17 protein-coding genes and 1 tRNA gene are annotated in these 21,454 nt (G+C 56.3%); 15 read left to right on the top strand and 3 right to left on the bottom strand.

Annotation, left to right across the window (positions count from 1 at the left end; translation table 11 throughout):
- Positions 1-3: 3 nt before the first annotated feature.
- Positions 4-1,386 (bottom strand): D-arabinono-1,4-lactone oxidase, encoded by a 1,383-nt coding sequence (locus AC6I8A_RS12550; RefSeq protein WP_479489408.1) that lies wholly within the window; start codon positions 1,384-1,386, stop codon positions 4-6.
- A gap of 74 nt (positions 1,387-1,460) precedes the next feature.
- On the bottom strand, positions 1,461-2,102 hold the full coding sequence (locus AC6I8A_RS12545; protein ID WP_154157341.1) for a TetR/AcrR family transcriptional regulator: 642 nt from the start codon (positions 2,100-2,102) through the stop codon (positions 1,461-1,463).
- A 212-nt stretch (positions 2,103-2,314) separates the two neighbouring features.
- On the opposite strand from AC6I8A_RS12545, the gene AC6I8A_RS12540 reads away from it, so the two are divergent.
- The 5 genes from AC6I8A_RS12540 to AC6I8A_RS12520 all read left to right on the top strand — a co-directional run bounded on the left by AC6I8A_RS12540 (position 2,315) and on the right by AC6I8A_RS12520 (position 7,537).
- Positions 2,315-3,142 (top strand): MetQ/NlpA family ABC transporter substrate-binding protein, encoded by an 828-nt coding sequence (locus tag AC6I8A_RS12540; RefSeq protein ID WP_497818587.1) that lies wholly within the window; start codon positions 2,315-2,317, stop codon positions 3,140-3,142.
- Between the two features lie 12 nt (positions 3,143-3,154).
- A complete protein-coding gene (locus AC6I8A_RS12535) occupies positions 3,155-4,285 on the top strand; it encodes a methionine ABC transporter ATP-binding protein (protein ID WP_497818586.1) in 1,131 nt (376 codons plus the stop codon).
- The gene (locus AC6I8A_RS12530) at positions 4,266-4,922 is read left to right on the top strand and encodes a methionine ABC transporter permease (RefSeq protein ID WP_479489411.1); all 657 of its coding nucleotides are present in this window, start codon (positions 4,266-4,268) and stop codon (positions 4,920-4,922) included. Before AC6I8A_RS12535 ends, AC6I8A_RS12530 begins: the two co-directional genes overlap by 20 nt.
- A gap of 111 nt (positions 4,923-5,033) precedes the next feature.
- Complete coding sequence (locus AC6I8A_RS12525; RefSeq protein ID WP_497818585.1) at positions 5,034-6,233, top strand: M20 family metallopeptidase; 1,200 nt, start codon at positions 5,034-5,036, stop codon at positions 6,231-6,233.
- Between the two features lie 11 nt (positions 6,234-6,244).
- On the top strand, positions 6,245-7,537 hold the full coding sequence (locus tag AC6I8A_RS12520; protein ID WP_497818584.1) for an NtaA/DmoA family FMN-dependent monooxygenase: 1,293 nt from the start codon (positions 6,245-6,247) through the stop codon (positions 7,535-7,537).
- Positions 7,538-7,602: 65 nt separating this feature from the next.
- Here AC6I8A_RS12520 and AC6I8A_RS12515 read toward each other — a convergent pair.
- A tRNA-Asn gene (locus AC6I8A_RS12515) sits at positions 7,603-7,678 on the bottom strand.
- 507 nt (positions 7,679-8,185) lie between these two features.
- On the opposite strand from AC6I8A_RS12515, the gene AC6I8A_RS12510 reads away from it, so the two are divergent.
- The 10 genes from AC6I8A_RS12510 to AC6I8A_RS12465 all read left to right on the top strand — a co-directional run bounded on the left by AC6I8A_RS12510 (position 8,186) and on the right by AC6I8A_RS12465 (position 21,430).
- A complete protein-coding gene (locus tag AC6I8A_RS12510; protein WP_497818583.1) occupies positions 8,186-9,109 on the top strand; it encodes a sugar ABC transporter substrate-binding protein in 924 nt (307 codons plus the stop codon).
- A 33-nt stretch (positions 9,110-9,142) separates the two neighbouring features.
- Positions 9,143-10,627, top strand: coding sequence for a sugar ABC transporter ATP-binding protein (locus tag AC6I8A_RS12505; protein ID WP_256696805.1), 1,485 nt, complete (start codon positions 9,143-9,145; stop codon positions 10,625-10,627).
- Positions 10,628-10,641: 14 nt separating this feature from the next.
- On the top strand, positions 10,642-11,673 hold the full coding sequence (locus tag AC6I8A_RS12500; RefSeq protein ID WP_091003268.1) for an ABC transporter permease: 1,032 nt from the start codon (positions 10,642-10,644) through the stop codon (positions 11,671-11,673).
- A gap of 450 nt (positions 11,674-12,123) precedes the next feature.
- A complete protein-coding gene (gene nac, locus AC6I8A_RS12495) occupies positions 12,124-13,041 on the top strand; it encodes a nitrogen assimilation transcriptional regulator NAC (RefSeq protein WP_061717658.1) in 918 nt (305 codons plus the stop codon).
- A gap of 268 nt (positions 13,042-13,309) precedes the next feature.
- On the top strand, positions 13,310-14,269 hold the full coding sequence (gene cbl / locus AC6I8A_RS12490) for an HTH-type transcriptional regulator Cbl (RefSeq protein WP_008109354.1): 960 nt from the start codon (positions 13,310-13,312) through the stop codon (positions 14,267-14,269).
- Positions 14,270-14,426: 157 nt separating this feature from the next.
- Positions 14,427-15,884 carry an NAD-dependent succinate-semialdehyde dehydrogenase gene (locus AC6I8A_RS12485; RefSeq protein WP_479487216.1) on the top strand — a complete coding sequence of 486 codons (1,458 nt, stop codon included), beginning with the start codon at positions 14,427-14,429 and terminating at the stop codon, positions 15,882-15,884.
- A 383-nt stretch (positions 15,885-16,267) separates the two neighbouring features.
- Positions 16,268-17,737 carry an aldehyde dehydrogenase family protein gene (locus tag AC6I8A_RS12480; protein ID WP_497818582.1) on the top strand — a complete coding sequence of 490 codons (1,470 nt, stop codon included), beginning with the start codon at positions 16,268-16,270 and terminating at the stop codon, positions 17,735-17,737.
- Between the two features lie 29 nt (positions 17,738-17,766).
- On the top strand, positions 17,767-18,435 hold the full coding sequence (locus AC6I8A_RS12475) for a haloacid dehalogenase type II (RefSeq protein WP_256696800.1): 669 nt from the start codon (positions 17,767-17,769) through the stop codon (positions 18,433-18,435).
- Positions 18,436-18,449: 14 nt separating this feature from the next.
- Entirely contained in the window at positions 18,450-19,727 is a 1,278-nt protein-coding gene (locus AC6I8A_RS12470) for an NAD(P)/FAD-dependent oxidoreductase (RefSeq protein WP_497818581.1), read from the top strand.
- A 98-nt stretch (positions 19,728-19,825) separates the two neighbouring features.
- Complete coding sequence (locus tag AC6I8A_RS12465) at positions 19,826-21,430, top strand: ABC transporter substrate-binding protein (protein ID WP_497818580.1); 1,605 nt, start codon at positions 19,826-19,828, stop codon at positions 21,428-21,430.
- Positions 21,431-21,454: the final 24 nt, after the last annotated feature.

The raw sequence follows: 21,454 nt of genomic DNA, 5'->3' as shown, positions 1-21,454 counted from the left end.
AACTTAATCAAACAAAGCAGTGACATAGTCATTGCTAAAACGGCGTTGCGGATCGAGCTGATTGCGCACCGCGCGGAAAGCGTCCCACTGCGGATAGATATCGCGCCACTGATAGCGCTGCGGGTCGTAATATTTGCCCCAGTGCGGACGTCCGCCTTCGGCTGCCAGCAGCTTCTCCACCTCAGTGAGAAAATGCAGGCCATCCTGCGACAGCGAACCGTCATCGGCGTAATAGACCACGAAGCCGAAGAAGCAGGTAGCGTGCTGATACGCCGGACTGAGCCAGGCTTCAGACGCGCCGGTACAACGTAGAATGATCGGATAGTGCATATGCGGATGATTCTCGGCATACCACGCTTTGATCTTGCTGATAATCTGCGGCGTTTTCTCCAGCGGCACGCCGATTTCGACGTTGATCTGCGGTACGGCAATACCGCGACAAAACAGCTGATAGATATCGCCACTGATGTCGGTGAAATCGCGGAAGCGCGTCACGGTGCGGAACTGCTTGCCGCCTTTGCCGTGAATCTGCGTATCTCGATGCATCTGTGCCAGCGTCTGATCGATGGTCTCATTCAGGCTGCTGTCGGTGTCATCGCCATGCTCAATCACCTCACGCTGATTGGCATGCCAGGCTTCAGCCTCTTCGTCGCTGGCTTCATGCGCGTTCCATACGTGCATCAGGTTGTCATCGACAAACCACCAGGCTTTGCTCATCTCATACTGCTGATTCCACTCCACCAGATCCTTTTCCAGCGTATCGGCGGAGACGGCAAACTTGTGGCAGGTAAACAGGCGGAAAGGGCGGGTACGCAGCGTCACGGCGGTAACAATGCCTAAGGTGCCGAGCGAAACCTGCGCGGCGGCGAAATCGGGCTCGCCGCGCACGAATTCACGCACGCTGCCGTCGGCTAACACCATGCGGATGCGCAGCGCTTCATCGGCGATTGAGCTTTGTGCCAAACCCTGGCCGTGCGTGCCGGTGGCCATCGCGCCCGCCAGCGTTTGCACCGCGATCACACCCGGGGACGAAGCCAGCATGCGATCCATCTCGGTTAAGGTGCTGTAAACCTGCTCCAGCGGCGTGCCGGCGGCAAAGGTGACGCTGTCGGCATCTTGTGCAATCACGCCATTGAACGCGCTGAGATCCAGCAGCAAATCCTGCTCATTCACGCCCAGCATACGGCCCGGCGACAAGCGACTGCCCAGTACGCGCACTTTGCCGCTGGCGGCGCGCAGCAGTTGTTGTAACTCCGCTTCAGTTTGCGGCTGTTGTAACTGACTGCGCTGACCAACCACCGTGTTTTGCGCCCAGTTCCACAGTGCGCTGTCCTGGTCAGTATTGTGCGTATGGCGTAAGGGATAAAGGTGGGGGTCTTTGTTCACTACGGCGTTCCTTAAATTGAGGTCTGTGACGGTCCCAGGATTTAAAGCGTAGACCATCACTGCAAAGCCGCAGTCTACGGGGCTTTGCGCACGTAACGCAGCGTGGCGGTGACGGCTAACTGACGGTTACGACGGATGCTGTCTTCCTCGCTATCGTTTGGCGTGAACAGCGTGTGAAAGGTGTAACGATTGGAGACGTGGTGCACACAAATGCTGCTGAGCAAGCGGTGCACGTCGACGGTGTCCAGCCCATCAATAAACAGCCCTTGCTGCTGGCCGCGCGTCAGAATGTCATCCAGCAGATCGAGCGCACTCTTATTCAATGCCTTGATACGTTCGGATTGCATGATGTAGCGCCCGCGCAGCAGGTTTTCGGTACACACCAGCCGCATAAAGTCCGGGTGGGAAACGTGGTAATCGAAGCTGGCTTCCACCAGTTTGGTCATTGCCAGTTCCGGCTCCATCTCGGCGAGATTGAGGCCGGTTTCGTGCTCACGAATCGCCTGATACACCTGCTCCAGCACCTCAATATAGAGCTGCTCTTTATTGCTGAAGTGGTACACCACCATGCGTTTGGTGGTTTGCGCGTGCTCAGCGATCTGCTCCAGCCGCGCGCCCTGCATGCCGAACTCGGCGAACATCTTCAGCGCACCGGCAAGGATGCGTTTCTTCAGCCCTTCAGGGTCATTTTTGCGTTTAGTTGTGGTGTCCGACATAGCGCTCAGTAATAAATCCATCAAAAGGAAAGGATAACACAGCCATTTTCTCGCTGGTGGCGATGCGAGCCACACGGCGGCTTTATGCTTTTCAGGAATAGCTTTCCTGAATAAATCATAATGCAGGAATAAGCAACTGCGTATACTGCGGTCATCTGTCGTTACGACAGCTTATTTTGACTCGCGCAATTATAACGATTAGGAAGCTTTTTATGCACACACGTCTGTCGTCGGTAAAAAATAAATTCTTTTTAAGTGCTGGGGCTTTGCTGCTGGCCAGCGCGGCGTTGTCGCCGTTATCCATCGCGCACGCAGCGGATAAAACCTCGGTAAAAGTCGGCATCATCAGCGGCGAAGATGAAGATGTCTGGCGCGAAGTGATCAAACAGGCGGCGGCAAAAGGCTTAACGGTGAAAACCGTGATCTTCAACGATTACAACCAGCCGAACGAAGCACTGCAAAACGGCGAAGTGGATGCCAACGCCTTCCAGCATCAGCCGTTCCTGAATAACCAAATCAAGGTGAATCACTACGACATCGTGCGCGTTGGCGATACTGCGGTGTGGCCGATTGGTCTCTACTCGAAGAAAGTGAAAAGTGCCAAAGCGTTGAAAGAGGGCGCGGTGATTGGCGTGCCCAACGATCCCTCTAACGAAGCGCGCGGTTTGGTGCTGCTTGAGCAACAAGGCCTGATCAAGCTGAAGCCGGGCGTTGGCATCGCGGCCACCACCGCCGATATCACCGCCAATCCGCATCATCTGAAAATCAAAGAGCTGGATTCCGGCATCATCGGCCGCTCCGTTCCTGATCTGGATGCCGCCGTCGTCAACACCGATTGGGCGCTGAAAAGTGGCCTGACCGCAGCAGACCGCATTGCGCAGGAGCCGGTAAAAGATAACCCGTACAACAACTTTATTGCGGTGAAGAAAGAGAACGTCAGCGCGCCATGGGTGAAAACGCTGGTGGCTTCTTATCAGAACGATGCCGTGAAGACCGTGTTTGACAAGGTCTACAAAGGCACGGGCGAAACGGCCTGGTAAGGAACGATAAAGATGACGTTATTCTCAGCAGCCGAAACGCCATTTACCGCCGTGAAACGCGGCGTGGCGGAAAGTGCCCATGACGAGGCGCAGGTGACGTTTCGCGACAGCGGCAGCGTGGTGCGCCTGCAAGGCGTGTCACGTCGCTTTGGACAAACCCAGGCGCTGCGCGATATCTCGTTGACGGTGCAGAAAGGCGAAATTCTTGGCCTGATTGGACGCAGCGGCGCGGGTAAATCCACGCTGATCCGCTGTCTCAACGGGCTGGAACAACCTGATGAAGGCGTCATTGAAATTGAAGGCCGCAACATTACCGGCCTGTCGGAAAAACAGCTGCAAACGGTGCGCAGTCGCGTTGGCATGGTGTTTCAGCACTTCAATCTGTTATCGGCCAAAACGGTGGCGCAGAACGTGGCGCTGCCGCTGAAAATTGCCGGCATGGATAAAGCGCAGCGCCAGCAGCGCGTGGCGGAACTGCTGGAGCTGGTGGGGCTGGCGGACAAAGCGCAAAGCTATCCGGCGGCGTTATCTGGCGGCCAAAAACAGCGCGTTGGCATTGCCCGCGCGCTGGCGGCAAGCCCGGCGCTGCTGCTGTGCGACGAAGCCACCTCCGCGCTTGATCCGGAAACCACGCGCTCGATTCTGGCGCTGCTCAAATCCCTGAATCAAAAACTCGGCATCACTATTCTGCTGATCACCCATGAGATGGAAGTGATCAAATCTGTCGCGCATCGCGTGGCGGTGATCGATGCCGGTGAAATCATTGAACAAGGTCCGGTATGGCAGGTGTTTGCGCATCCCAGGTCGCAATTGACGCGCACGCTGCTGCGCGGTTTGCTGCCGCAGCTGCCGGAAAATATTGCCGCGCGCCTCAGCGATGAGAAGCAGGGCGATGCCATTTACAGCGTGCACTTTGCCGGTGACGATGCGCAGGGCGATCTGCTCACCCGCTTTGCCGGTGCGCTGCCGGGCAAATTCCGCCTGCTGCAGGGCGGCATCGATCACATCCAGCACTACGCGGTGGTGCGTTTCTTTATCGCGCTCTCGGCAGCCAACGCGGCCGACGAGCAACAGATTCTCAGCTGGCTGCACGCGCAGCAGGCTCAAGTGGAGTTGGTGGGCTATGTCGCCAGTCATGATTGATCTTTTACTTAATGCGTTAGGCGAAACGGTATTAATGACGGTGATTTCCGGCCTGTTTTCGCTGGTGGCGGGCTTGCCACTTGGCCTGATTCTGGTGATGACCAGCCCCGGCGGCATCGCCGAACATCGCAGCGTTAATCGCGTGCTGGGCTTGATCATCAACAGCTTCCGCTCGCTGCCGTTCATTATTCTGCTGGTGGCGCTGATCCCCTTTACCCGTTTTTTGGTCGGCACCTCGCTCGGCACCTGGGCAGCGATTGTGCCGCTGTCGATCACCGCAACGCCGTACTTCGCGCGCGTGGCGGAAGTGTCGCTGCGTGATGTCGATCGCGGATTGATTGATGCGGTGCGCGCCATGGGCGCCAGCAAGCTGCGCATTGTCTGGGATGTGCTGATCCCGGAAGCGCTACCCGGCATTCTGTCTGGTTTTGTCGTCACGCTCGTCGCGCTGATTGGCGCTTCGGCGATGGCCGGCGCAATTGGCGCAGGCGGACTGGGCGATCTGGCGATCCGCTACGGTTATCAGCGCTTTGAAACCTCGGTGATGATCGCAGTGATCGCGGTGCTGATTGTGCTGGTGTGCGGCATTCAGTGGGTCGGCGATCGGATGGTGCAGCGTATCGATAAGCGTCATTGATTCACACCCCAAATTATTGCGGCCATTTAAACGGTGGCCATGAATGGTCACCCTACAAATTCACGTAGGGTCGCCATTTATGGCGACCGATATGCAACAAGGAGAATGCTCATGTCGCTGAATCCGCTTCAGCTTACGCTCGAAAACACCCTCGAACAGCACAGCGCTAAATTCATCTCGGTCGCCAAAGCGATATTTCAAAACCCCGAAACCGGCAACAACGAATATTTCGCCAGCGAGCAGCTCACCCAGCTACTCACGGCGCAGGGTTTTGACGTCACGCGCAACGTCGCCGGGCATGAAACGGCGTTCTATGCGGTCAAGTCCAGTGACAAACCGGGCCCCACCATCGCTTTCCTCGCAGAATATGACGCGCTGATCGGCATCGGCCACGCCTGCGGTCACAACCTGATTGGCACCACCAGCGTGGCGGCAGCCATCACGCTGGCGCAGGTGCTGGATCAAACCGGTGGCCGTGTGGTGGTGTTAGGTACGCCAGCGGAAGAGGGCGGATTAGCCGGACCGGGCGGCCCGAAAGGCAACGTAAAAAAGCGCTTTGTCGAAGCCGGATACCTCAAAGATGTCGACGTGGCGCTGATGGTGCATCCCGCGGGCAAAACCCGGCTGACCGAATCGACGCTCGCCAATAATCATCTCTATTTCCACTTCTACGGCAAGCCGTCGCACGCTGCCAGCGCGCCACATGAAGGCATCAACGCGCTGGATGCGCTGGTGCTGCTCTACAACGGCATCAGCGTGCTGCGTCAGCAACTGCCGGATGGCGTGCGCGTGCACGGCATTATCACCAACGGCGGCCAGGCCCCGAATGTCATCCCGGAATACGCCTCGGCGCATTACTACATCCGCGCGGACAGCCGCGAAGTGGTGGAATCTCTTGAGCCGCGTCTGCGTGCCATTGCCGAAGGCGTGGCGCTGGCGACCGGCGCACGCGTCGAGATTGATCATCAAATTGGCCCACGCGATTTCAAACTGAACGCAGCGCTGGATGCCTTGCTGCTGGAGGAGTTCACGGCGGCAGGCGAAACCGTCGATCTGTCACCGCAGAAGAACAAAGTTTCGACCGATGCCGGCGACATCAGCCATGAGGTGCCGACGGCGCATCCGTGGCTGAAAATCGGCCCGGACGATCTGATTTTCCACACCGTGCCATTCCGTGAAGCGGCCAACTCTGAGCGCGGCTATCAGGCGCTGCTGATTGGTGCGTGCGTGCTGGCGCGCACCGGCTTACGTCTGCTGACCGATGCGGACGCCTTAAACCTTGTCAAAGCGGATTTCGCGCGACAATTATAAAGGAGAGTGTTGTGTCGCAAACCTATCGCAGAAAACTGAAAACGCTGGTCGGCGCCAGCAGCGTGATTTCCGCCGGTAATGATAGCCAGCCGGGCGTGGGCATCACGCGCGCCATTGAACTGGCGAAGATTGCCGAGCGGGAAAAGATTACCGGGCTGTTCACTGCCGATTTGCTGCAAGCCGATCCGGCAGGATTAGCCGGCACCACCGGCACGCAAGATCCGCTGATTGCGCTGGCGGCATTGAGCCAGGTAACCTCGCATATCGGCTTGATCGCCACCGTCAGCACCAGCTGGCTGCATCCGTACAATCTGGCGCGTCAGGTCGGCACGCTCGATCACATTAGCGGCGGTCGCGCGGGCTGGAATGCGGTGACCTCATCGGTTGGCGAAGAGAACTTTGGTGAAAGCCAGCTGCCGCCACCGCAGGAGCGCTACGCGCGCGCCACCGAATTTATCGAAGTGATGAACGCGCTGTATGACGCCAATGAACGCGCAGCAGTGCAGCGCACCGCCAGCGGTGGCATTAAGCTCGACCACACTAAACTGCATCCGATTAATTATCGCGGTGACTATTTCCAGGTGGCAGGTCCGCTCAACGTGCCGCCACCACCACGGCGCCGTCCGGTGCAGTTTCAGGCGGGACAATCTGAAGCGGGCGTTACGCTCGGCGCACGTTATGCTGAAGTGATTTACACCTCCCAGCCCACGTTTGAGGCGGCGCAAACCTTCGTGGCTGATGTGCAGCAGCGAGCGCGACGTTTTGGCCGCGAACACAATCCGCCGCTGATCATGAACTCGTTTCACGCCATCATTGGCGACAGCGATGCTGACGTGGCGCGCCGTCTGCGCGATAAGCATGAACGCATCAACTACGAGCAGGGCAGATTACGCGTGGCCGATATGCTGGGCGGTGAGGTGGATCTGCGCGACTTACCGCTCAATCAACCGCTGCCCGCCGCGTTTATTCCCGAGCTGGCGCAGGTGCATCGTCGTCAGGGGCGCGCCGCCATTTTCCGTGGCTATGCGCTGGAAGGATTAACCTTGCGTGAGTTGATCATCAAAGCTGAAGAGACCGGCCACTGGTTTGTTGCCGGAACGCCAGAAATCCTGGCCGAAGCCATTGAACAGCGCTACCGCGCTGGCGTGCTGGATGTGATTTCACTGCATGGACTCGGCCAGACCGATCAGCAGGATTTGCTGCTCAATGGGCTGCTGCCAGAACTGCGTCGCCGCCAGCTGATCGATACTGATTATGTCGGTAACGATTTCCGCAGCAGTTTGGAGCTGGCTGCGTTGGCGTAGCGACCAGGCAAAACTGCAAAAACACAAAAGCCCGCTCAGGTTTCCCTGAGCGGGCTTTCTAAATTTGGCTCCTCTGACTGGACTCGAACCAGTGACATACGGATTAACAGTCCGCCGTTCTACCGACTGAACTACAGAGGAATCGTGTGAACGAGGCGCATATTAGCGATGCCGATCCCCGTTGTCAAAGCCCGACTGCACACTTTTGGTTTAAGTGCGCGTAAAAGCAGCGGAATGCTGCTTTTCTGCCTTGAATGATCAGATTCTAAACTGCCAGCAAGATCTCACTTTAAAACCAATTCCTTTGAGATGTTAGAGGCATGTCAAAGTTTTGTTATTTGCCGATTTTAAAACAATCATTTCAGTGCTTTTATGATGAAAGTTTCAAATGCAAGTTAGATGAAATAAATGAACTGTTAATCATCACCGACGAAACGAGTTCCTTCATCTAAAACGGCATTTCGAAAATAACTGGCTGATAAGTAGTGAGTTACATTGAAATGATGCAGTAAATCAATAGCGTTAGACCAGAAGCCTGACCTCTACAACCACAAAAAAAGCGCCAGTGACGTTGAGTGAATGTAAAAGATATTTTTCATTCGCGGTATCAGCCAACCTGAGCATGTTAACGATATAGAAGGGTTCCCTATGAAATTCAAAAAAGCGTTATTAACTTCCCTGTTAGTTTGCATGTTACCTGCCGCAGTGATGGCAAAAGACCTTCAGGTAGGCGTTTCTATGGCACTGTTTGATGACAACTTCCTCACCATTCTGCGCAACGCGATGCAGAAAGAGATGACCAAAGACAATATTAAGGGCCAGGTTGAAGACGCCAAAGGCGACGTGGCTCAGCAGCTGCAACAGGTGCAGAACTTCATTGGTCAGGGCGTTGACGCCATCATCGTTAACCCGGTGGACACGAACGCCGTGAAACCGCTGGTGGATGCCGCCGCGAAAGCCGGCGTGCCGCTGGTGTTCGTCAACCGTAAACCGGCTGGCGAGTTGAAAGACAAAATGGCGTTTGTGGGTTCGGATTCTGAACTGGCGGGCCGTCTGCAGATGGAAGCGCTGGCTAAAAAGATGAACGGCAAAGGCAACGTGGCGATTCTGCTGGGCGATCTGGCTAACGAATCGACGCGTGAGCGCACCAAAGGTGTTGAAGCGGTGGTAGCGAAATATCCGGGTATTAAAGTGGTACAGAAACAGACGGCAAAATTTACCCGTAACGATGCGGTCGATGTGGTGAGTAACTGGCTGACGGCGGGCGATGACATTCAGGCAATCGCCTCCAACAACGATGAAATGGCGATTGGTGCGCTGCAGGCGCTGGGCAAAAACCCGAATCACATCCTGGTCGCAGGTGTGGATGGTACACCGGATGCACTGCAGATGATCAAGAACGACAAAATGGTCGCTACCGTGTTCCAGGATGCGAAAGGTCAGGGTGAAGGCGCTGTGCAAACGGCGGTCAAACTGATTAACGGCGAGAAAGTGCAGAAAGTGGTCGATATCCCGTTCCAGCTGATCACCAAAGATAACTACGAAAAATTCGCCAGTCAAAACCAGAAATAAACCGTAAACGACTCAGCCGTACGGAGGTGATGTATGACCGCTTTTGCGCTTGAAGCCGAAGGCATCAGCAAGTTCTTCCCCGGAGTGAAGGCACTCGACAATGTCTCACTGCGTATTAAACCGGGGTCGGTACATGCCCTGATGGGCGAAAATGGCGCGGGCAAATCCACTTTAATGAAATGCCTTATCGGGATGTATCGTCCCGATAAGGGCACCATTCGCATTAAAGGGGAGCCAGTGCAGTTTCAGGACACCATGGATGCGCTGCGTTCCGGCATCTCCATGATTCACCAGGAACTCAATCTGGTGCCTTACATGACCGTAGCCGAAAACATCTGGCTCGGTCGCGAACCGATGAAGTACGGCTTTGTTGACCACGGCAAGCTGAACAAACAGACGCAGGAACTGCTAAACAGACTGAACATCCGTCTGAAAGCCGATCGTATGGTGGGCGAGCTGAGTATCGCCTCGCAGCAGATGGTGGAAATCGCCAAAGCGGTCTCCTGGAATTCGGACATCGTGATTATGGATGAACCGACCTCGGCACTGACGGAAACCGAAGTGGCGCATCTGTTCACCATCATCCGCGACTTGCGCGAGCAGGGCAAAGCCATCATCTATATCAGCCACAAGATGGATGAAATTTTCACCATTACCGATGAGATCAGCATTTTCCGTGACGGTGCGTGGGTAGGCAGCAATAACACCAGCGAATACACCCGCCAGTCACTGATTACGCAGATGGTAGGTCGTGAATTGACCCAACTGTTCCCGAAATTCAACGGGGAAATCGGTGGGGATGTGCTGACGGTACGCAATCTCACCTGCAAAGATCGTTTCACTGACATCAACTTCACGGTGCGCAAAGGCGAAATCCTTGGCGTGGCGGGATTGGTGGGTGCCGGACGCAGCGAAGTGATGGAAAGCCTGTTCGGCATGGAGAGTTTCGACAGCGGTGAAATCCTGATTGATGGCGTGCCGGTCAAGATCGATTCGCCTTCAACGGCGATTGAGAAGGGCATGGCGTTCCTGACCGAAGACCGTAAAAAGTCGGGGCTGTTCCTGGTGTTGTCGGTGATGGAGAACATGAGCATCGTCAACATGCCCGATTACACCCATAAAAGCGGTTTTGTCAGCCACATCAAAATGGCGCAGGACTGCATGGATCAGATTCGCAAGCTGAACATCAAAACCCCAACCATGGATCAGATCATCAATAACCTCAGCGGCGGTAACCAGCAGAAGGTGCTGATTGCCCGCTGGCTGCTGGCGCAACCGAAGATCCTGATTCTCGACGAACCAACGCGCGGTATCGACGTTGGTGCAAAAGCAGAGATTTATCGCTTAATCAGTGAACTAGCGAATCGCGGCGTGGCCATCATCATGGTGTCGTCCGAGCTGCCAGAAATTCTCGGCATGAGCGACCGCGTGATGGTTATGCACGGCGGACGTATAACCGGCATCCTCGATAAAGAAGAGGCCAATCAGGAATCCATTTTGTCGTTGGCATCCGAGTGAGGCGTGAGACATCTATGAGTAACGTAAAAATTACGGCCCCGCAGGCCGCAGATCAGAGTTCCTTCTTCAGCAACTTGCGTCACAAGCTGCCAAAAGACACCGGGATTTTTGTCGTGATGGTGGGCATTGCCCTGATTTTCGAAATTGCCGGTTGGTACGTACGTGACCAATCTTTCCTGATGAACACCAACCGTTTAGTGCTGATTATTCTGCAGGTCGCGATCATCGGTATCATCGCGGTGGGCGTGACCCAGGTCATTATCACCACCGGTATCGACCTGTCATCCGGTTCGGTTATCGCCTTAACCGCAGTTGTGGCGGCCAGTCTGGCGCAAACCTCAGACAGCCTGTCGCCGATGTATCCGTCGCTGGTCAACCTGCCGGCGGTGATACCCATCGTCGCCGGGATCGGCGTCGGGCTGCTGTGCGGCGTGATGAACGGCGTGTTAATCACCAAAACCGGTATTCCTCCGTTCATCGCCACGCTCGGCATGATGGTGTCGGCACGCGGTCTGGCGCAGTACTACACGCAGGGTAACCCAATCAGCTTCCTGTCAGATGGCTTCACCTCCATCGGCCAGGGCGCGATGCCGGTAATTATCTTCCTCGTGGTGGCATTCCTGTTCCACATCGCGCTGAAACATACCCGCTACGGTAAATATGTCTATGCGATTGGCGGCAACATGACCTCCGCCAAGGTGTCCGGTATCAACGTTAATAAGTATCTGATCATCGTCTACACCATTGCCGGTGCGCTCTCAGGCCTGGCGGGCGTGGTGCTGGCGGCGCGTGTCAGTAGCGGTCAGTCAAGCATGGGGATGGCGTACGAACTGGATGCTATCGCCGCAGCCGTTATCGGCGGCAGCAGCCTGATGGGCGGCGTAGGACGCATTACCGGTACGCTGATTGGTGCGGTGATTCTTGGCCTGATCAAGAGCGGCTTCACCTTTGTCGGTGTGGATGCTTATGTGCAGGACATCATTAAAGGCATCATCATCGTGGCAGCGGTCTCAATCGATATGCATCGCAACCGTAAAAAAAGATAATCATGTAATTGTTTGCACGGTCAGTTCCCTCTCCCGCATGCGGGAGAGGGTTAGGGTGAGGGACAACGCGCACCGCCACCCACATAAGTTTTCCAACTGGTTAAACCCGTTCTTTTCCGCGCATTTGTTTCATTCCCGCTGTTTCTGCTCATTTTCTGCGTTATCTGCACCAAACCAACTCATCCGGTCATCACTTTTTTGCACGCCTGACTCGCATTTCCTGCCCCATTGCAGTGCAATTCGTTTGATTCTTACTCTTTTTGCGTCATCGCTCGCGCTTATTAACTCCTTCGAGGTAATCACAAACGCTTATTTTCCGTGCCATTAGGATAAATCCGGCAAGGCAATTTTGCATCGCGAACAAACCTGGCCTGCATATTGCAACTTCATTTCCACAAGCCAGCAGGCTGAGACGCCCAACCTGGGTATTCGGGGATTGACGGAGGCAACATGAATTTAAGACGACTCAAGTATTTTGTAAAAATCGTCGATATCGGCAGCCTGACTCAGGCAGCAGAAGTGCTGCACATCGCGCAGCCTGCGCTTAGCCAGCAGGTCGCTACGCTGGAAAATGAACTCGATCAGCAATTGCTGATCCGCACCAAGCGCGGCGTGACGCCGACTGAAGCCGGTAAAATTCTGTATGCCCACGCCCGCACCATTCTGCGCCAGTGTGAACAGGCGCAAACGGCAGTCATCAACGCCGGCCAGGCACTGAACGGCCAGGTTTCCATTGGTTTAGCGCCGGGCACTGCCGCATCCTCGCTTACCATGCCGCTGTTGCAGACGGTGCGTGAGCAGTTCCCGGATGTGCTGGTGTATCTGCATGAAAACAGCGGTACCTCGCTGAATGAAAAAGTGATGAACGGCCAGCTGGACATGGCGGTGCTGTACGATCGTGCGCCAACGGCGGGCATCAACAGCATTCCCCTCATGAAAGAAGAGCTCTATCTGGTGGGCGCAACCGCGTGTCCAGGTGCGACTGTCGATCTGGCGGACGTGGCGCAGATGAGCCTGTTCCTGCCACGCGACTACAGCGCGGTGCGTAAACGTGTCGATGAAGCGTTCTCGCTGCGTCGTTTAAGCGCGCGCATCATCGGCGAAATCGAATCGATCTCCACGCTGACGGCGGCGGTGTCCAGCGGCATGGGCGTCACGGTGCTGCCAGAATCTGCGGCGCGTGCGCTGGTGAGTTCCACCCATGCGTGGATGGCGCGGATTAACAGCCCGTCGCTGAATCTGCCGCTGTCGCTGAACATCTCGGCGCGTCTGCCGTTGTCGCCGTCGGCGCAGGCGGTGAAGAATATTCTGCTGTCGCTCTTGAATAAGCCAGCGGTAGAGGATCGTGAATTGATGTTGGTGGGATGAGTTAAACGTGCTTTTTCCCTCACCCTAACCCTCTCCCGCGCGCGGGAGAGGGGATCGATCCAGCCCTCACGTAGCACTATTATCACCTCACCATCCAGCCGCTCGATCAACTCCCTCGCCCGCTTGCGGAAGAGGGCTGGGGTGAGGGCATCCTTCAACCCCCCCCCTTATTACTATTCCGCATAACACACCGTTTTTTATTATTTGTTGCGATGACGCCAACTTCATAACATGGACGAAACAGGGGCAGGAATCAGGAGAAAAGGGCGTGAATTTCCAGCAACTTAAAATTATACGTGAAGCAGCCCGTTGCGAGTTCAACCTGACCGAAGTGGCGAATACATTGTTTACCTCCCAATCAGGAGTGAGCCGCCATATTCGCGATCTGGAAGATGAACTGGGCGTAGAAATTTTTATTCGTCGTGGCAAGCGACTCTTAGGCATGACCGAACCAGGCAAGGCGCTGTTGACCATTGCTGAGCGCATCCTTGATGAAGCGGGCAAAGTTCGCCGCTTAGCGGATGTGTTTACCAATGAAACCAGCGGCGTGCTGACCATCGCCACCACGCACACGCAGGCACGTTACAGCCTGCCGCGCGTGATCAAAGCGTTTCGTCAGCTCTATCCCAACGTGCGTCTCGAACTGAATCAGGGATCGCCGCAGGAGATTGTCGCCATGCTGCTGGCCGGTGAAGCCGATATCGGCATCGCCTCCGAGCAGTTAGTGAATAACAGCAGTCTCGCGGCGTTCCCGTGGTTCAGCTGGCATCACTCACTTTTAGTGCCGCACGATCATGAGCTGTTGCAGCATCAGCCGGTGACACTCGCCAGCCTTAGCCGCTATCCGCTGATCACCTATCGTCAGGGCATTACCGGCCGTTCGCGGGTCGATCGTGCGTTCCAGGCGGCAGGACTGAGACCGGATATCGTGCTCAGCGCGCAGGATTCTGACGTGGTGAAAACCTACGTTGAACTTGGTCTTGGGGTGGGCATTCTGGCCGATCAGGCGTGTGATATTTATGAAGGCGAAGATCTGGTCAAAATCGACACCCATCATCTGTTCGATGCCAATACCGTGTGGCTCGGCCTGAAACGCGGTCAGTTGCAGCGCAATTATGTGTGGCAGTTCCTGGAGCTGTGTAACGCTAATCTGTCGCTAGAGGAAATTAAGCGTCAGGCACTTTCCTACGAGACAGAAAACGAACCGGCCATCGATTTCCAGATTTAATGTTATCGGTCGCCATTCATGGCGACCTTCCTCCATACAGCATAAAATTTCTTTTCCCGCCGCAAAACAGACACCGACACAAATTCCCTCTGCCAGAAAAATATCCTGCGCTGTTGCGTCACGTTACAGTGAAATGACGAAGATACAGGGGATTGTCATGTCGCGAATTCAACTGAAAGATACGGAATTACTGCGCCAGCAGGCGCTGTTTGGCGGTCGCTGGCAGGATGCGCATCAGGGCGCAACGCTTGAGGTGATCGATCCCGGCACGCAGCAGCCGATTGCCACCATTCCGGCATTGGGTGCGGCGGAAACCGAGCAGGCGATAGATTATGCTGAGTCGGTGCGCGTCAGCTGGGGCAAAACCCCCAACGCCACGCGCGCCGCGCTGCTGGAAAAATGGCATCAGCTGATTATCGATAATGCCGACGATCTGGCGATCATCATGACCGCCGAGCAGGGCAAACCGCTGGCGGAAGCCAAAGGCGAAGTGCTGTACGGCGCCAGTTTCGTGAAATGGTTCGCTGAAGAGGCGCGCCGTATCTACGGTGACACCATTCCCGCGCCGAGCGACGATCGCCGTATTCTGGTACTCAAGCAGCCGGTTGGCGTGGCGGCAGCAATCACGCCGTGGAACTTCCCGATTGCGATGATCACCCGCAAAGTCGCGCCCGCGCTGGCCGCAGGTTGCCCGATTATCGTTAAGCCGTCGGAGTTAACGCCGCTGTCGGCATTAGCGCTGGCGGTGTTGGCCGAACGCGCTGGTTTCCCCAGCGGTGTGTTGCAAGTGTTGACTGGCTTGCCGACCGAGATTGGCAGCACGCTGACCGCCAGCCGCACGGTGCGCAAAATCTCCTTTACCGGTTCCACCCGCGTCGGCCAGCTGTTGATGCAGCAGAGTGCCGACAGCATCAAGCGCCTGAGCCTGGAACTGGGCGGCAACGCGCCGCTCATCGTCTTTGATGATGCCGATCTCGATGTGACCATTCCCGGCGTGATGGCGAGTAAATTCCGCAATGCCGGTCAAACCTGCGTCTGCGCCAACCGCATTCTGGTGCAACGCGGCATCTATGAGCGCTTCAGTGAACGCCTGCTGGAGGCGGTATCCGCGCTGAAAGTCGGTGACGGATTTTCGCCGGACAGCACCATAGGGCCGCTGATCAACGACCGCGCCGTCGAGAAAGTTAACAGCCATATCGACGATGCACTCAGCCAGGGCGCGACCTTGTTGCGCGGCGGCATCAGCGCGCCAAACGGCACCTTTGTCGAGCCCACCGTGTTGGGCAATGTGACTAGCAGCATGCGTATTGCACATGAAGAAACCTTCGGCCCGGTAGCACCGCTGTTTGTCTTCGACACGGAAGAAGAGGCGATCCGCATGGCGAATGACACGCCTTATGGACTTGGAGCTTATTTCTTTACCGAGAATATTCGCCGGGCATGGCGCGTGGCAGAATCATTAGAATTTGGCATGGTCGGATTTAATACCGGTGCAATTTCATTAGACGCCGCACCCTTTGGTGGAATTAAATTATCCGGGTTAGGTCGGGAAGGATCGCGTTACGGTATTGAAGAGTATTTAGAACAGAAGACGTTTCATATTGGCAGTCTTTAATTTTAACTCGCCCTATTTGTAGGGTCGCCATTAATGGCGACCGCCAAAAAACAGCGCCGCAACCCTCAGGTTTGCGGCGCTGTTTATTTTGTGCGTCGCGTCATACTTTGCCGCCTATCCCCGTTTTAGTGCAAGTTTCATGCGCATTGCACCGTCGCGACGCACATATTTTGTGAAGTAAATCATCTGTTTATTCCTTCGGCAATTCCGCAAAATTTCGCTCACCAATACGGCAGAAAATTTTTTTGCGCTGTTTTTTACGCATTTTTATTTTTTACCGGGCTGGCATACTTTCTGCATTAGCTTATTAGCGTGACAGAAAAACGCAGTGCAAATCGTTAATTAGCGCGTCTGTGATGGGTGTAACAAATAAGGAATTTTCCATGTTAAGTTTCGACCCTGAAAAAGTTTTACTTCCTGCCGGTCATTATATTGGCGGGCAACATTTAAAAACGGCGGGCGCGCGTTTTGCCGTTAAACGTCCGTCCGATGGCAAAGTCTATGCCGAACTCACCGAAGCGCAGATTGAAGATGTTGATCGCGCCGTCACCACGGCGCATCAGGCGCTGAAAACCAGCGGCTGGCGCACCTGTGCGCCGCGTGAGCGCGGCAAAATCATGCGTCGCTGGGCCGACCTGATTGAGAACGATCCGTTACTGGCGCAGCTTGAATCGCTCGGCTCCACGCGACCCATCAGCGACGTGATGCAGCACGAAATTCCCTTCACCGCCGAAGCCATTCGCTTCTACGCCGAGTGCGCCGACAAATACAGTGGCGACCTGTTCCCCACCCAGGAAAGCAGCCTCGGCATGCTGATTGCTGAGCCGTACGGCGTGATCGGCGCAATTACCCCGTGGAATTTCCCGCTGTCGATGGCGTCATGGAAATGTGGTCCGGCGCTGGCAGCAGGAAATGCTGTGGTGCTGAAACCTTCGGAGCTGACGCCGTTCTCCACCGTGCGCATGGCCGAACTGGCGGTACAGGCCGGTTTACCGGCGGGCGTACTAAATATCGTTCAGGGCAGCGGCGCGGTAACTGGCAACGCGCTGGTCACCCATCCGCTAGTGCGCAAAGTCTCCTTTACCGGTTCCACGCTGACCGGCGCACGCATCATGGGCGATATCGCGCAGCACGGCATGAAACCGGTCACGCTGGAGCTGGGCGGTAAAAGCCCGCAGCTGGTGTTCGACGATGCCGGTGATATCGACGTGTTAGCGCAGCGTATTCTGCGCGGCTTCACCGCCAACGGCGGTCAGGCGTGCGTCGCCGGAACCCGTTTGATTGTGCAGCGCGGCATTGCGCAGCCGTTGCTGGAGAGATTGGTCGCGCTCTGTCAGCAGCCGCGTCCGGGCGTGACCTGGCAGGAGAGCAGCCGCTATGCGCCGCTGATCGATGCGCGTCAGGGCAACAAAGTGGCATCAGTAATCGCCGATGCCAAAGCACAGGGCGCGGAAGTGCTGGTCGGCGGCGAACGCTTTGCCGACACCGCAGAAGGCTGGTTCTGGCAGCCAACGCTGCTGTGCGGTGTTACCCACGATAATCCGGCGGTGCAGCAGGAAATTTTTGGTCCGGTGCTCACCGTGCAACAGTTTGAAGACGAAGAGGAAGGGCTGGCGCTGGCGGCACACGAAACCTACGGCCTGTGCGCCGGCGTGCATACGCTGAGTCTGCCGCGTGCGCTGCGTGCGGTGCGCGCGCTGGAATCCGGCACCGTGTGGGTCAATCGCTATGGCCGCTCCGGCGATTTCATTATTCCAACCGGTGGCTTCCTTGGCTCGGGCATTGGCAAGGATCTGGGACGTCAGGCATTCCAGGCCTGTCAGCGCCAGAAGAGCGTGTTAATCGATTTCTAATATTGTGTTCTCAACCGCGAGGTCGCTTCATGGCACTGTTTAAACCGAAATTCATCACTTTTGATTGCTACGGCACCCTGATCAATTTTGACATGGCAGGCGCAGCCGAACGCTGCTTCAAAGATCGTGTTTCTGCGCAGGAGATGCTGGCATTCACCACCGATTTCGCCCGCTACCGTTTTGACGAAGTGCTCGGCGCGTGGAAGCCGTATTACGACGTGGTCAGCGATGCCATTCAGCGCACCTGCAAAAAGTGGGGTGTGGCGTGGAGCCAGGCGGACAGCGACTTTATCTACACTGACTGCGCCACATGGGGTCCGCATTCCGACGTGCCCGCCGGTTTAGCCAAAGTAGCCAAAGAGTTCCCGCTGGTGCTGCTCACTAACTCGATGAACGATTTGATCCCGCATCACGTGCCGCGTCTGGGCGCGCCAATCCATATGACCATCACCGCCGAAGAAGTCGGCGCCTACAAGCCGCAGATGAAAGGCTTCGAGTACATGCTCGACAAGCTGAACTGCGGCCCGGAAGAGATTCTGCATGTCTCCTCCAGCCTGCGTTATGACCTGATGACCTGTTACGACATGGGCATCAAAAACAAGGTGTGGGTTAATCGCGGTCACGATCCGGCCAATCCGGCGTATCAATACACCGAAATCAACGATATCGGCGGTCTGCCCGCTGTGGTTGGACTCTAAGCCCGGAGGCGGCGATGAAACTCGAATCATTCTGGCAAGCCACAGCATCCACCTTTAGCGGCGCAGCCACTGGCGCACTGCCGAGCACCGCTGAGGTGGTGGTGATCGGCGGCGGCTTTACCGGCGTCTCGACGGCGCTCAACCTGGCACGCAGCGGCATCAACGTGGTGCTGCTGGAGAGCGGCGAGGTAATGAGCCAGGCATCGGCGCGTAACGGTGGACACTGCAATACCGGCGTGGCGCAGAACTTTGCCTCGCTGGTGGAGAGCCAGGGAATCGAGCAGGCCAGCCGCTTCTATCGCGCCTATGACGATGCGGTGAGCTACGTCGAACAGCTGGTGCGCGAAGAGCAGATTGATTGCGATTTCCGCCTGTGCGGCAAGCTGAAACTCGCCAGCAAAGCCTCGCATTTTCCTGGTCTGCGCAGCGCGTGGCAGATGATGCGCGACACCGTCGATCCGGAAATCGAGCTGATTAGCAAAGATGAGATTCGCCGTGAAGTGGGCAGCGATGCCTTTCACGGTGGTCTGCTGCAGAAGCGCGGCGGCCAGATGCACATGGGTAAGTTTGGTATCGGGCTGGCGGAAGCGGCGGCGCGCAGCGGGGCGAAAATCTTCCCGCATCACGCGGTGACCGGCCTAACGCGCCTTGACGGCTACCGCCACCGCGTTAGCACTGCGCAGGGCGAGATCATCGCCGACAAAGTGATGATGGCAACCGGCGTCTCCAACGAAGGGCCTTTCCCGTGGTTCCAGCGCCGCATCGTGCCGGTCGGCAGTTTTATTGTGGTGACGGAACCGCTCGGCGACGAACTGATCAATCAGGTGCTGCCGCAAGACCGCACCTATGTGACCTCGCTGAATATTGGCAACTACTTCCGTACCACGTCGGATCGTCGATTGGTGTTTGGTGGCCGCGCGCGCTTTGCGGTGAGTAATCCGACGTCGGACACACGCAGCGGTGACGTACTGCGTGCGGCGATGACCGCGCTGTTCCCGCAGCTGGGCAAGTCGCGCATCGATTACTGCTGGGGCGGCATGGTGGATATGACCGCCGACCGCTTGCCGCACGCCGGTGAACAGGATGGCGTGTTTTATTCAATGGGCTACAGCGGCCACGGTACGCAGATGTCGGTGTGGATGGGCCGCGTGATGGCCGATCTGCTGGCGGAAAAACGCAATGAAAATCCCTGGCAGCGCGATAACTGGCCTGCGCTGCCCGGTTACCACGGGAAACCGTGGTTTTTGCCCCTGGCGGGTTTGTATTACAAAGCCAAGGATCGGTTGTCGTGAAATCCAGGCCGTGCGGTCATCGAAACGGTCGCCATTAATGGCGACCGCCTAAAAGACGAACAACGAAATCAACAACAATTCATATTGAGGGTGTGCAGATGAGTAAATTCGATAAAGAGTCTGACGCTGTAAATCCGGCCTTAACCCGCATGCTGACCGAAGGGTCGATGTCGCGCCGTGGCCTGATGAAGTTGTTGTCTGCCGGTGCCGTGATGAGCAGCGGTTTGATCGCTTTCCCGCAGATGAGTTTTGCGGCAACCACCCCAGTGAAAGGTGGCAAGCTGCGCGCCGCCATGTCTAACGCCTCCGCCACCGACACGCTCGATCCGGCCAAAGGCAACAACAGCGGCGATTACACCCGTCAATTCATGGTCTACAGCGGTCTGACCGAACTGGATAAAAGCCTCGCGGTGCAACCGGCGCTGGCGGAATCTATCGACTCTAGCGACGGCATCACCTGGCAGATCAAACTGCGCAAAGGTGTCACTTTCCACGACGGCAAACCGCTGACCGCCAAAGATGTCATTTACTCGCTGAGCCGCCACAAAGATCCGGCGGTAGCGTCCAACGCCTTCAAGCTGGCCGATCAGTTTAAAACCTTCACCGCCGTGAATGACAATGAAGTCACGCTGGAGCTGGCGCAGGCCAACTTCGACGTGCCGTTTATGCTGGCCAGTGCGCCATTCCTGATCGTGCAGGACGGCACCAAAGACTTCAGTAAAGGTATCGGCACCGGCCCGTTTAAGTTGAAAGAGTTCACACCGGGCGTGCGTTCGGTTGGCGTGAAAAACCCCAACTACTTCAAGCCGGGCCTGCCGCATCTGGATGAAGTCGAGCTGCTGGGCGTCACCGATCAGGCGGCGCGCGTCAATGCGCTGATGTCGGGCGATCTGCATATCGTCTCCACCCTGAGCGCCGCCGACTGCAACCGTATTAAAGCCACCTCGGATTTCGGTGTGCTGGAGAGTAAATCCGGCATGTACACCAACCTGATTATTCGCACCGACGTGAAGCCGGGCAGCAACGAAGATTTCGTGCTGGCGATGAAGTACCTGCAGCCGCGCGACATTCTGGTGAAAACCGTGCTGCAAGGCTACGGCGATGTCAGTAACGATACGCCGGTACCGCCGTGGCATCCGCTGTATAACGCCGATCTCAAACCGCGTCCGCTGGATGCCGAGAAAGCCAAATTCCACATTGAGAAAGCCGGCATGAAAGGCGCGACGGTGGAGATCATCACCACGCCAAACATTGAAGGCTCGGTGGAGGGCGGCCAGCTAATCCAGCAGGTTTCGCGCAGCACTGGTCTGAACATCAAAGTGCGCCGCGTGCCGTATGACGGTTACTGGTCAACGCACTGGACCAAAGATCCGGTCGGCTACGGCTCAATCAACCCGCGCCCGACGCTGGATATGCTGTTCTCGCAGTTCTATCTCTCCACCGCATCAAACAACGAATCGGGCTGGAAGAATGCACAGTTTGATCAGCTGGTGGTGGCGGCGCGCGGCGAGCGTGAACAGACCAAACGCAAGCAGATGTACGGTGACATGCAGAAGATGATTTACGATCACTGCGGCACCATCATCCCAACCTTTATCAGCTCCACCGACGGTTACAGCAAGAAAGTGGGCGGCGTGGAAGCCTGGCCAAGCGGCATGATGATGGGTTATCGCTTCCATGAGTTCGCCTGGCTGAATGCCTAACGTAGGGTCGCTATTCATGGCGAC

This window comes from Pantoea sp. X-Soil-ISGK-275 (assembly GCF_059730795.1).
Note: the sequence above shows the minus strand (reverse complement) of the source record. Positions and strands in the feature narration are given on the sequence as shown.